10 protein-coding genes are annotated in these 11906 nt (G+C 64.4%); 2 read left to right on the top strand and 8 right to left on the bottom strand.

Going from position 1 to position 11906, the window contains the following annotated elements; all coding sequences use genetic code 11:
- The 4 genes from BFP99_RS07875 to BFP99_RS07890 all read right to left on the bottom strand — a co-directional run.
- A partial coding sequence (locus tag BFP99_RS07875; RefSeq protein ID WP_065947032.1) for a thiolase family protein occupies positions 1–834 on the bottom strand: 834 nt, incomplete at its 3' end.
- Positions 831–2705: a feruloyl-CoA synthase gene (locus BFP99_RS07880; RefSeq protein WP_065947033.1), complete on the bottom strand. Its 1875-nt coding sequence runs from the start codon at positions 2703–2705 to the stop codon at positions 831–833. The genes BFP99_RS07875 and BFP99_RS07880, both read right to left, overlap by 4 nt.
- 62 nt (positions 2706–2767) lie before the next feature.
- Positions 2768–4216 (bottom strand): aldehyde dehydrogenase, encoded by a 1449-nt coding sequence (locus tag BFP99_RS07885; protein ID WP_053139707.1) that lies wholly within the window; start codon positions 4214–4216, stop codon positions 2768–2770.
- A gap of 76 nt (positions 4217–4292) precedes the next feature.
- Positions 4293–5123 carry a p-hydroxycinnamoyl CoA hydratase/lyase gene (locus tag BFP99_RS07890; RefSeq protein WP_065923932.1) on the bottom strand — a complete coding sequence of 277 codons (831 nt, stop codon included), beginning with the start codon at positions 5121–5123 and terminating at the stop codon, positions 4293–4295.
- A 214-nt stretch (positions 5124–5337) separates the two neighbouring features.
- Between BFP99_RS07890 and BFP99_RS07895 the strand changes: the two genes are divergently transcribed.
- Positions 5338–5826 (top strand): MarR family winged helix-turn-helix transcriptional regulator, encoded by a 489-nt coding sequence (locus tag BFP99_RS07895; protein ID WP_065923931.1) that lies wholly within the window; start codon positions 5338–5340, stop codon positions 5824–5826.
- Between the two features lie 5 nt (positions 5827–5831).
- Here the strand turns inward: BFP99_RS07895 and BFP99_RS07900 are convergent, their stop codons facing one another.
- Positions 5832–7157, bottom strand: a complete 1326-nt coding sequence (locus tag BFP99_RS07900; protein WP_065947034.1) for an OprD family porin — start codon at positions 7155–7157, stop codon at positions 5832–5834.
- A gap of 308 nt (positions 7158–7465) precedes the next feature.
- Between BFP99_RS07900 and mhpT the strand changes: the two genes are divergently transcribed.
- A complete protein-coding gene (gene mhpT / locus BFP99_RS07905) occupies positions 7466–8674 on the top strand; it encodes a 3-(3-hydroxy-phenyl)propionate transporter MhpT (protein WP_065947035.1) in 1209 nt (402 codons plus the stop codon).
- On the opposite strand, the gene BFP99_RS07910 is transcribed toward mhpT, so the two are convergent.
- The 3 genes from BFP99_RS07910 to BFP99_RS07920 all read right to left on the bottom strand — a co-directional run.
- Positions 8652–9599, bottom strand: a complete 948-nt coding sequence (locus BFP99_RS07910; RefSeq protein WP_065923819.1) for a SphA family protein — start codon at positions 9597–9599, stop codon at positions 8652–8654. The two genes, mhpT and BFP99_RS07910, sit on opposite strands and share 23 nt — an antisense overlap.
- 81 nt (positions 9600–9680) lie before the next feature.
- The gene (locus BFP99_RS07915; protein WP_065923820.1) at positions 9681–10448 is read right to left on the bottom strand and encodes a coniferyl-alcohol dehydrogenase; all 768 of its coding nucleotides are present in this window, start codon (positions 10446–10448) and stop codon (positions 9681–9683) included.
- A 57-nt stretch (positions 10449–10505) separates the two neighbouring features.
- On the bottom strand, positions 10506–11906 hold a 1401-nt coding region (locus tag BFP99_RS07920), incomplete at its 5' end, for a benzaldehyde dehydrogenase (protein WP_065947036.1).

Genomic DNA, 11906 nt, shown 5'->3' on the forward strand with positions numbered 1-11906 from the left:
CACCAAAGCCGCCGCCGCGCCATCGACCACCGCGCAACTGTTGCCGGCGGTTTGCACGCCGCCTGGATGCACGGCGCGCAAGCGCGTCAGGGCATCAAGGTCGGTGGGACGTGGGTGGCTGTCGGCGCTGACGGCACTCGCCCGACGCGCCAGGCTGATGCCCCTGGGCTGGTACCCCTCAAGCTCGAACACCTGGTTATCGACCGTGACGATTTCTTCCGCCCACGCACCGTCACATTGCGCTTGCAAGGCGCGCTGATGGCTGTCGCAGGCGTGGCGATCCACGGCCTTGCGGCTCAGGCCATAACGGCGCGCCAGGTTGTCGGCGGTGGCGATCATGTCCAGGCCGGGGGCCGGGTCGTACAGGGCCTCCCAGAGAAAATCCTTGAATTGCACCTCGCCGCCGAGTCGAAACCCATCCCGATGGGTGTAGGCCGCAATCGGGTTGCGCGACATGGATTCACTGGCCACGCACAGGGCCAGTTGCACCTCGTCGCGCAGTTGTTCAGCGGCCTGGCGCAGCAGCTCGAAACCGGTGGCGCAGATGCGCTGCACCCCCAGTGCCGGGACTGCTTGCGCCACCCCGCTGTACAGGCCGATATGCCGTGGCAGCAAGTAGGCATCGAAACTGGCCTGGGCCATGGAGCCGGCCAGCACGCTGTCCACCGCCAGGGGGTCGATGCCGGCCCGGGCCAATACTTCACGGCCGACCTTGATTCCCAAATCGATAGGCGACACCTGGGAAAGTGCACCGCCAAGGTCGACCCACGGCGTGCGCACCGCCTCGAAAATCACCGCATCGGCAAACGCCGAGTACTGCCCGGCGCTGTTCAAGGCTTGGGCCCGGCGCGCAGGATCGCAGGGTCTTCACCGCGATACAGCGCCTCGACCCTGGCCGCGCGCCATTGCAGCACGGCGCGCTGGTTGATCGAGCCTTTGTCGGTGATTTCCCCGCGATCGATGGACGCTGGCTCGTCGAGCAGGGCAATCCATTCCAGGCGACTGGCATTGCCGGTGGCCTCGCGGTTGAGGCGCTGCAACCAGTCGCCGAACCACTGGCGTACCGGCGCGCTGGCCAGCACCTCGGCGTCGCTGGCGTCGGCGCTCAAGCCGGCCAGCCGACGGCACTCGTAGAGCCGGGGGAATACCAGGGCGCCCAGGCATTCGCGGTCCGGCGCAGCAATCACCAGGTCTTGCACATAGGGCGCGCCATCGAGCACCGCGCGATTGCGCAACGGGCCGACACTGACAAACACCCCGGAAGACAACTTGAAATCCTCGGCGATGCGCCCGTCGAACATCAGCCCCAATTGCGGCTGGTGCGGGTCGGCGAGCTTGATCGCGTCACCTGAACAGTAGAAACCCTGGTCGTCGAACACCTCGGCGGTTTGCTCCGGCGCCCGCCAGTACCCCGGCATGATGTGCGGCCCGCGGAAGCGCCCTTCGAACTTGCCGTCCAACGGCACCAGGCGCACCTCGCAGCCCGGCGCAGGCAATCCGATATAGCCGGCCATGGACAACGGTCCGGTGGTGAAGGTGCAGGACGGCGCGGCTTCGGTCATGCCCAGCCCGGCCATCATGCGGATACGTTCACCGCAGTGCTGTTCGGCCACGCGGTCGAGGCGATCCCAGATACTTTGCGACAGGCCGGCGGCGGCGAAGAAGAACAGTTTCATCCGCGCAAAAAACCGTTCGCGCAACTCGGCGTCCTGTTCCAGGGCGTTGACCAATTCTTCCCAGCCCTTGGGCACCGTCAAATAGGCCGTGGGCGAAACCTCCTTGAGGTTGCGCAGGGTCTCGGCAAAGCCCTGGACCGTGGGCTTGCCGTCGTCGAGGTAAAAGGTGCCGCCGTTGTAGAGCACGATGCCGACGTTATGGCTACCGCCAAACGTATGGTTCCACGGCAGCCAGTCCACCAGTACCGGCGGTTCCTCACCGAACACCGGGAACGTCTGCAACAGCATTTGCTGGTTGGCACAGAGCATGCGCTGCGTAGTGATCACCGCCTTGGGCAACTTGGTCGAGCCCGAAGTGAACAGGAACTTGGCGATGCTGTCGGGGCCGGTGGCCTGGAACGCCGCGTCGGCCTCGGCGCCGCCCGGCGTTTGCAGCAGGCTGGCGAAGCTGGCCTGAGTGCGCCCAGGCACGTGGCCGCGAACGCTGATCAGCGGGGTCTCGGCCGGCAGGACGGCGTCGATGGCACGCTGGTAAGCGGCCCCATCGCTGACGAACACCAGCCCCGGTTGCAGCAGGTCGCACACATGCCGCAGCTTGGCGAAATCCTGGGACAACAACGAATACGCCGGCGACACCGGGCAGTAGGGAATGCCGGCGTACATCGCGCCGAGGGCAACCTGCAAATGCTCGATGTCGTTGCCCGACAGCAACGCCAGCGGCTTATCCGCCGACAACCCGTAACGCAACAGGCCCTGGGCAATCGCACGCACGCTGTCGAGCATCTCGCGGTAGCTGACCCGGCGCCAATCACCACCGGCCTGGCGTGCCGCGATAAACGTCTGCTCGGGGCGCACCTGGGCCCAATGCACCAGGCGATCGAGCAGGCGCGCCGGCAACTCGGCCAGGGGCTCCAGGGAGCGCATATGCAGCACGCCGTGTTCTTCAGTGACCGCCACCGCTGCGTGGCCAATGGAGACCTCGCGGTATCGCGGTGCGGGCTGGGGTTGCGGTCTGAATTCGGAACTCACAAGGGTGTCCTCCAGCAAGGCGGATCAACGCCGCCTTGTTATTGTTATGTCGCGACGCCTGCTCAGATCGGGTAATGCCGTGGCCCGTTCTGCAAGGTCACCCAGCGCAATTGCGTGAAGTGCTCGATCGAGGCCTTGCCACCAAAGCTGCCGTAGCCGCTGGACTTGACCCCGCCAAACGGCATCTGCGCCTCGTCATGCACGGTCGGGCCATTGATATGGCAAATGCCCGACTCGACACGCTGGGCCAGGGCCAGTGCACGCCCGGTGTCACGGCTGAAGATCGCCGCCGAGAGGCCGAACTCGGAGTCGTTGGCCAGGCGCAGCAACGCTTCATCCCCGTCTCCACGCAGCAGCACCGCCACCGGGCCGAAGGATTCTTCGCGGTACAGGCGCATATGCTCGGTAACGCCATCGATCAGAGTCGGCTGCAGGATGCTGCCGTCCAGTTGGCCACCCACCACCAGCCGCGCGCCCTTGGCGAGGGCATCGTCGATCAGGGCCTTGATGCGTGTGCCGGCGCCGGCATCCACCAGGGAACCCAGGACCGAATCCGCCGCCACGGGATCGCCCGCGCGCAGGGTCGCGACCTTGGCCGCGAGCTTGGCGGTGAAGGCATCGGCGACCTTGGCATCGACAATCAGGCGCTCGGTGGACATGCAAATCTGGCCCTGGTTGAAATAGGCGCCAAAGGCCGCCGCTGCCACCGCCGCGTCGAGGTCGGCGTCGTCGAGCACCAGCAACGGCGCCTTGCCGCCCAGTTCCAGCAACGCCGGCTTGAGGTGACGCGCCGAGAGCTCGCCGACAATCCGCCCCACATGGGTCGAGCCGGTGAAGTTGACCCGGCGCACGGCCGGGTTGGCGATCAGGCGCTCGACAATCGCAGCGGCATCCGCCGGGGCATTGCTGATGACATTGACCACGCCATCGCCCAGGCCGGCGTCCTGCAACACCTGGCCAATCAGGCGGTGCACCGCCGGGCTCAGCTCCGAGGCCTTGAGCACCACGGTGTTGCCGCAGGCCAACGGCATGGCGATGGCACGTGTGGCGAGGATCACCGGGGCATTCCACGGCGCGATACCCAGCACCACGCCGCAAGGTTGACGCAAGGCCATGGCGAAACTGCCGGGGACATCGGAGGGGATCACTTCACCGGTGATCTGGGTGGTCATCGACGCCGCTTCGCGCAGCATATTGGCCGCCAGGCGCACGTTGAAGCCATACCAGTTGGCCATGGCGCCGGTCTCGCCGGCGGCGGCAATGAATTCGGCGCTGCGGGCCTGCAACTGCTCGGCTGCCTTGAGCAGCCGAGTGCGGCGTTCGTTGGGCGCCAGCGCCGCCCACGCGGGGAATGCGGCGTGGGCGGCCGCTACGGCGGCGTCGGCATCTTCCAGGGTGGCGGCAGCCACCCGCGAGACCACTTCACCGGTCACCGGGTTGCGGCGCTCGAAGGTTCGACCGTCACGGGCGGGGCACGACTGGCCGCCGATCAACAGGGGCACGTCCAGCATGGTGATTCCTCTTTATTGTCTTTATCGGGAATACGTTCAAGCAGGGTACAACGGCGCGGCCAGGCGGCCGCGCCCTTCAGCGTTTATACGCCTGCAGGCCAGGCTTGATGCTCTTGTCGTCGAGGAACTGCTTCATGCCCTGCTCGCGACCGCCTTCGGTGTCGAGCAGGCGCGACTGATCGAGCTTGGCGTAGAGGTAATCCTCGTTCTGCTCCCAGGTCAATTCGCGGCAGCGCTTGAAGCCATGCTTGGCGGCACGCAGCACCACCGGGTTTTTCTCCAGCAGGTTGCGCGCCAGTTCGATGGTCACGTCGCGCAGTTGAGCCAGCGGCACGCTTTCGTTGACCAGGCCCATTTCGGCGGCTTTCTGCCCGCCAAAGGTCTTGCCGGTCATGATGTAGTACAGCGATTGGCGATGGCCCACGGTGTCGGCCATGGCCTTGCTCACCAGGTTGCCCGGCGGGATGCCCCAGTTGATTTCCGAAAGGCCGAAGGTCGCTTCGTCCGCACAGATCGCCAGGTCGCAGGCCACCAGCGGGCTGAAGCCACCGCCGAAGCACCAGCCATTGACCATGGCGATGGTGGGTTTGGCGTACATGCGCAGCAGTTTCCATTGCCATTGCGAGGCTTCGCGGCGGATTTTTTCCTGGAGGATTTCCGGGCCGGCGTCCACCTCGCGAAAGTATTCCTTGAGGTCCATGCCGGCAGTCCAGGCTTCGCCGGCGCCGGTCAGCACCAGCACGCCGGCGGCAGGGTCCTGCTCGAGGGTTTCGAGAACGTCGATCATTTCCCGGTTCAGGGTCGGGCTCATGGCGTTGCGTTTTTCCGGACGATTGAGAATGACCCAGGCGATGCCTTCTTCGATCTCAACCTTGACAGTGGTCCAACGGCCTTCGTAATTGCTCATGGCGGTACGCTCTTGTTCTGGGGTTTGAAGATGATTCGAAATTAAACCGCAAATATAGTTATGTCAATTAACTATTAATACGGATAACCAATATTTTTACGCGATGAAACCTGCGTTTTCCAGGCGTTGTGAAAAGCCGGCATAGCCATGGCGCGTTAACCCCGGCAAACTAGATAGCCTTCTTAACCTCCACCCTCTGAGGATTGCACTGCCAATGGCCAAGCCTTCCACCATCGCCGCCGCCAGCCAGGCCCTGCCCGACAACGACGAGGTACGGCCGCCGCTGGATTCAGCCCTGGACGATCTGATCGGCTACGCCATGCGCCGCGCCCAGCTCAAGCTGTTCCAGAACCTGATCGGCCGGCTGTCGGACCACGACCTGCGCCCTGCACAGTTCTCGGCCCTGGCGATCATCGAGCAGAACCCCGGGCTGATGCAGGCCGACCTGGCTCGCGCACTGGCCATCGAGCCGCCCCAGGTAGTGCCGTTGCTGAACAAGCTGGAAAGCCGCGCCCTCGCCGTGCGGGTGCGCTGCAAGCCGGACAAGCGCTCCTACGGGATCTTCCTCAGCAAGAGCGGCGAAACCCTGCTCAAGGAACTCAAGGCCATCGCCGCCCAGAGTGACCTGGACGCCACGGCCGCCCTCGACGGCCAGGAACGTGAAGAGCTGCTGCGCCTGCTGAAGAAGGTCTACCAGGACTGAGCGGCTTACCAGAGCGCCACGGTGTAGAGCACCAGGAAACGGGTCTGGTTTTCATCGCGAAACGCCGCGCCGCTCGGGAAGTCATTGCGGTAGATCGACTTGCGCGCCATGAACCCGACGTTCTTCAGCGGGCCGTCCTGGATCACATAGCCCAACTCCATCTGGAACTCGCGCTCCTTGCGGTCCTCGGCATTGAAAGCGGCCAGTTCGATGTTGTCGCCGCGCACATAGCGCAGCCGAGTCTTCAACCCCGGCACACCCGCTGCGGCGAAGTCATAGTCGTAGATAGCCTGCCAGGTGCGCTCCTTGGCGTTGAGAAAGTCCGAGCTCATGGTCAGCTCGCTCATGCCCATCAACTCGGTGCCGGAGATATAGGGTGTGGCCGTCTCCCCGCTTGAGTGCATGTAGCCAAGGCTGACGCGATGGCCGCCGAGGCGGTAGCCGAACAGCGCCGAGAGGTTGCGGTTATCCACGTTGCCCGCCTTGGCACTGCCATCCTCGCGGCTGAAAAAACTGCGCAGGTCGCTGGTGAGCACGCCATCGCCCAGCGGCAGGTTGTGCAACAGCGCCAGGGTGTCCTGCTGGTAGAGGTCGGCGACCTGGGAGTGATAGACGCGCAGGCTGAGGTCTTTGTTGACCTGATAGTCCCCGCCCACATACGCCAGGTGCGACGTGGTGGCGGTGGCGTTGAAACGCCGGTTGGGCGAAGCGATGGTCATGGCCTGGTAGTCGGTGGAGTCGCGCTTGTTGATGCGGTCGATGTAGCCGGTGTTGAAGGTCAGGCCCTCGATGTCCTTGGAGCTCAAGGTGGTGCCGCGAAAGGTTTGCGGCAGCAGGCGCGACGGACTGGCAAAGGCGAACGGCAGGAAGATCGACACATCGCCGGCCTTCACTGTCGTTTGCGCAAACCGCAGCTTGGCAGTCGGGGCCAGGCGCGAGTACTCATCGGCGGCGCGCTTGTCGCTGGCCGACACCGGCAGCAACTCGGTGCCGCTGCGGTCCGGCGACGAGTCGAGCTTGACCCCCATCAGCCCGCGCACATCCAGGCCGAAGCCCACCGGGCCCGGGGTGTAGCCCGATTCCAGGTTGAGGATGAACGCCTGGGCCCATTCCCGCGCGGCGGTCTTCGCCCCGTCGTCCTTGTAGTCGCGGTCCAGGTAGTAATTGCGCAAGGTCAAGGTGCCGTGGCTGTCGTCGATAAAGCCTGCGGCCCACAGCGAAGTGGGCAGCACGCTCAAGGCCAGGCATGCCATGAGCAGGCGTGGGGTATTGTTCGACACACAGGCGACGGGCGTCGCTGCAACGGCGTGCTCCATAGGGAGTTCTGGCATGTTCGATGTCCATTTTTTGTTGTTGTTTTTGGGGTGGCACACGCTCGGCCCGGTCGGCTTCGCGAGCCAAGAATGGAAACAGCCGACGGTGCCCGTCAACCGCAACTGAGCGATAATCGAACATTAATAAAGCTATCTATTTTTTAGTTGTATATGAATCAACATCGCAAGCTTATGAATTGCATGAATTTATTCATGTTTTATGGGCAGATTAATCCACGATTCATTTTTTAGTTATCTTTGTTATCTTAATCACCAGCAGCCACTCGCGCTCGTCACCACAACAAAAACAACAATGAGGTTTGCCCATGGACAGTCCATCGCGTCGTTCGACGCTGACTATTGCGTTGTGCTTTATCGTTGCGCTGATCGAAGGGTTCGATCTGCAGGCCGCCGGCACTGCCGCCGCCGGGTTACGTCAAACGTTCGCCCTGGATCCGAAGATGCTCGGCTGGGTGTTCAGCGTCGGCATCATCGGTCTGCTGCCGGGGGCGTTCTTCGGCGGCTGGGTCGCCGACCGCATCGGGCGCAAGAAAATCCTGGTGGGTGCCGTGCTGCTGTTCGGGCTGTTTTCCCTGAGCACCGCGTTTGTCGACAGCTACGCCAGCCTGTTGCTGGTGCGCTTTCTCACCGGCCTGGGCCTGGGCGCCGCACTGCCCAACCTGATCGCGCTGTGCGCCGAAGCGGTGAGCGAACGCAACCGGGGCACGGCCATCAGCGTGATGTACTGCGGGGTGCCGCTGGGTGGCGCATTGGCCGCGGTGGTGGCGATGTTTTCCAGTGAGCACTGGCAGACCACCTTTATCATCGGTGGCCTGGCGCCGTTGCTCGCCGTACCGTTGATGATCCTGCTGCTGCCGGAGTCCAGCGCCTTTCGCCAACAGCGCGACACTCCGCACGGCGCCCGCCCTTCTACCGGCCAGGCGCTGTTCGGCGAAGGTCGCGCCCGCACCACACTGGCCTTGTGGCTCAGCTATTTCTTCACCCTGACCGTGATGTACATGCTGCTTAACTGGCTGCCGTCGCTGTTGCTGGAGCAAGGTTTCAGCAAGCCCCAGGCGGGCATGGTGCAAATGCTCTTCAATATCGGCGGCGCCCTCGGTTCGCTGCTCGGTGGCGTGCTGCTGGACCGCTGCAATGCCGTCAAAGTGGTGCTGGGCGTGTATGCCGGATTGCTCGCAGCGTTGGCCGGGGTCGGGTTGTCGGTGGGCATCGTGCCCATGGCCATCGCCGGTTTTGCCGCCGGCCTGTTCGTGATGGCCGCGCAGTTGGTGCTGTATGCATCGGCACCGCCCTCCTACCCGACCTCGGTGCGCGCCACCGGTGTCGGTGCAGCGGTGGCCGTCGGCCGCCTGGGTTCGGTGGCCGGACCGCTCGCGGCCGGGCAACTGCTCGCCGCCGGCGCCGGCACCGCCGGGGTACTGCTGGCGACCTCCCCCGGGGTGGTGATTGCCGCACTGACCATCATCAGCGTGATGGTGCGTACGGCGCCCACTAGAACTTATGCAGCCAATTGAGCACCAGTTTGTTGCCCTGCGTGCGGTTCTCCGCCTGCTGCTCGAAGTAGGCATTTACCGATAGCACGTCTTCCTTGCTGAACCCGTAGACCAGGCCTGGGCCGATGGCCCAGACCTTCTCCCGACGCCCGCTCACGGCGTGCCCATCGACCTGGGTGTCGGTGATCTGCTTCAACCAGTAGCCGTTAACCCCCACGCTCAGTTGCTGGCTCACGGCATATTGCAGGGTCAGGTTGGCATGCAACGCCTGCCCGGCCTGGGTATCGGAAACATCCCCGAAGCCTGCCTGCGGATCATCGTTCTTGCCATTCCACAGGTACATGAACCGCCCGCTCGTCGACCACTTCGGGCTGAACCAGTACGTCGCCGCGTAATACGGGTTGAATGACCAGAAATTACTGCCTGGGTTGATCGAGCGCTTGCGGTCATAGGCGCCCACCGGCACCGAGATATCGGCTTCGATACGCTGGGTCAACAGCGGGCTGCCATCGGCACGGCTCAGGGTCGGCAGTTGCAGGAAGGGCCCCACAATCACATCACCAAAGCCGGCGCGAGAACTCAGGGCCGCATTGTTCAACCCGTCGTCGACATCCACGTGGGCCAGGGAGGTGTTGATCAGGGTGAATCCGGGCATCGCGCCATTCGCCAAAGGTTGGCCGAGGTAGATGATCTGCGTGGTGGGCGCCACCACTTCCACGTCCTGGTTGGGCAGTGCCAGCTTGTGGCCGTTGGCATCATTGAAACGGCTGGCCCGGGAGTACGTCAGGTATTCCTCCAGATACCACCCAGGGCCGGCGGGTGCCGGTGAGCCGTCGTAGAAACTGGTACTGCCCAGGTTGAGGCCGGGCAAGTCGTAAGCATGTGCAGTCGATGACAGTGCGATAAAGGTCCCGGCCGCAGCCGCCCGCAAGATAGGCTTGAGCATCTTGTATGTCCTGTATTTTTGTTGTTGTTCAAGACCCCCGGCACGGTGGATCCGCACCGGGGTTTACCGCTGTAGCAACCCCTACACGTAGGTCGCCGCCAACCCACCGTCCACCGGCAGATTGACCCCGTTGACCCAGCGCGCGGCGTCGGAGCACAGGAAGGCGATCACCGCCGCCACCTCATCGGCCAGGGCCGGACGGGTCATGCGCTGGCTGTCCGCGGCCACCCGCTCCGGCCCGAGCATGCTGACAAAATCGTCGAGAATCGGGGTAAACACCGGCCCCGGCGCCACGCAGTTGATACGCACCGAGTGATCACGAAACCAGCCTTGGGATTGCTGGAAGCTCCACACGATCAGCGCCTCCTTGAAGTACTGATAACAGCTGGCCTGCTCCACCGGATTGGCCGCCAGCCACTGCTGCCCGGCCTCGAAGCTGTGCGTCGCGGCCAGGGCCTTGTGCAGCTCCAGGCGTTGCGGCCATTGCGCACCGAGCACCGAAGCGACATTGACGATGCTGCCGCCCGCCGCCATGCGTGGCAGCAGCGCTTGAGTCAGGTGCCGCAACCCCAGGTAATTGACCGTGGCCACCGCTTGCACGGGCGCGGTACCGGGCACGCCGGCGATGTTGCACAGCCCATCGACCCGCGCCGGCAGGCGTGCCACCAGGGCATCGATGCTGGCCGGATCGCCCAGGTCAGCCTGGAAGAAGCCATCCAGGGTCAGTTGCGGTGCATGGCGATCAACGCCGATCACCGTGGCACCCTGGAAGCGCGCGAGCCGCGCCAGCTCGGCGCCAATGCCGGAGGCGACGCCGGTGACGACCAGGGTTTTGTTGTGCAGGTTCATGTTCAAGCCCTCTTGTTTTTGTATAGGCATAGGTGGATCAAAGCGATGAGCCAGGGCTCAGAACGGATAGACAGGTGCAGTGTTCTTCACCGTGACCCACTGCCACTGGCTGTACTCGTCCCAATCGGCCGGCCCGCCTACGCTGCCGCCATTACCGGAAGCGCCTCGCCCACCAAAGGGGTTGATGCATTCGTCGGCGACGGTCTGGTCATTGATGTGCAGCAGGCCGCAGTCAAGCCGCTCGCCGATGGCCATGGCACGCCCGACCGACGGTGAAATGATGGCGGCCGAGAGGCCGTACTCAGTGCGGTTGGCCAGCTCGATGGCCTCGTCGTCGGTGGCAAAACTGACCACCGTGGCCACCGGCCCGAAGATTTCATCCTCAAACGCGCGCATCCCTGGCCGCACACCGCTGAGCACGGTGGGCTGGTAGAACAATTGGTCGTATTCGCCACCCGCCTCCAACCGTGCGCCCGCTTGCAGGCTGTCGCTGACGATCTCGTGCACGCGCTGCAATTGCCGTTGGTTGATCAACGGGCCGAGCGCGGCTTCACCGCGGGCGGCATTGCCCACGGTCAACGCCCGGGCCTTGTCCACCAACTTGCGCGTGAGGCGTTCGGCGATGGATTCATGGGCGAGAATCAAGCCGGTGGCCATGCAGATTTGCCCCTGGTGCAGCCAGGCGCCCCAGGCGGCATTGCTCGCGGCCAGGTCGAGGTCGGCGTCTTCGAGAATGATCAGCGGGTTTTTGCCGCCCAGTTCCAGCGCGACTTTTTTCAGGTGTCGTCCGGCCACTTCGGCGACTTTGCGCCCCGCCGCCGTCGACCCGGTGAACGCAATCATCTGCACATTCGGATCGCGGCACAGCGCCTCACCCGCCGGCGCGGCGCCGGGCAACACCTGCAGCAGGCCCTTGGGCAAACCCGCCTCCTCGAACAGCCGGGCGATGAGAAAACCACCGCTGACCGGGGTCTGCGGGTCGGGCTTGAGCACCACCGCATTGCCCGCCGCCAGGGCCGGCGCCACCGAGCGCAGCGACAGCACCAGCGGAAAATTGAACGGTGAAATCACCCCGACCACGCCATGGGGCTGACGCCGGGCATAGGACAGGCGACCGGCCGCACTGGGCAGCACCAGCCCGTGAGGTTGGGACAACAGCCCCGCCGCCTGATGCAGCAGCACAATCGCTTCGCGCACTTCGTGTTCACCCTTGAACAACGCGCCGCCGGTTTCCCGCGCGACGTACAGCGCCAGTTCGGCAAAGGACTGCCGGGCCAGGTCCGCCGCCTTGCGAAACACCTCGGCGCGCTCCCGTGGGCCGAGTGCTGCCCAGGCCGGCTGCGCCAACGCCGCGCTGCGGCAGGCGACGGCGATGTCGGCCGGGTTGGCCATGGCGCAGCGCATCAGGGGTTCGCCGGTGGCGGGTTCGATCACCGGGATCACGGACCCCGAGGCGGG

The sequence above is a fragment of the Pseudomonas sp. 1 R 17 genome, from assembly GCF_900067035.1.
Taxonomy (GTDB): Bacteria; Pseudomonadota; Gammaproteobacteria; order Pseudomonadales; family Pseudomonadaceae; genus Aquipseudomonas; species Aquipseudomonas marginalis.

Excerpts from the sequence above, each read along its gene's own strand:
- BFP99_RS07885 (WP_053139707.1), bottom strand. The coding sequence starts at position 4,216 with ATGCTGGACGTGCCCCTGTTGATCGGCGGCCAGTCGTGCCCCGCCCGT.
- BFP99_RS07890 (WP_065923932.1), bottom strand. The coding sequence starts at position 5,123 with ATGAGCAATTACGAAGGCCGTTGGACCACTGTCAAGGTTGAGATCGAA.
- BFP99_RS07895 (WP_065923931.1), top strand. The coding sequence starts at position 5,338 with ATGGCCAAGCCTTCCACCATCGCCGCCGCCAGCCAGGCCCTGCCCGAC.
- BFP99_RS07900 (WP_065947034.1), bottom strand. The coding sequence starts at position 7,157 with ATGCCAGAACTCCCTATGGAGCACGCCGTTGCAGCGACGCCCGTCGCC.
- mhpT (WP_065947035.1), top strand. The coding sequence starts at position 7,466 with ATGGACAGTCCATCGCGTCGTTCGACGCTGACTATTGCGTTGTGCTTT.
- BFP99_RS07910 (WP_065923819.1), bottom strand. The coding sequence starts at position 9,599 with ATGCTCAAGCCTATCTTGCGGGCGGCTGCGGCCGGGACCTTTATCGCA.
- BFP99_RS07915 (WP_065923820.1), bottom strand. The coding sequence starts at position 10,448 with ATGAACCTGCACAACAAAACCCTGGTCGTCACCGGCGTCGCCTCCGGC.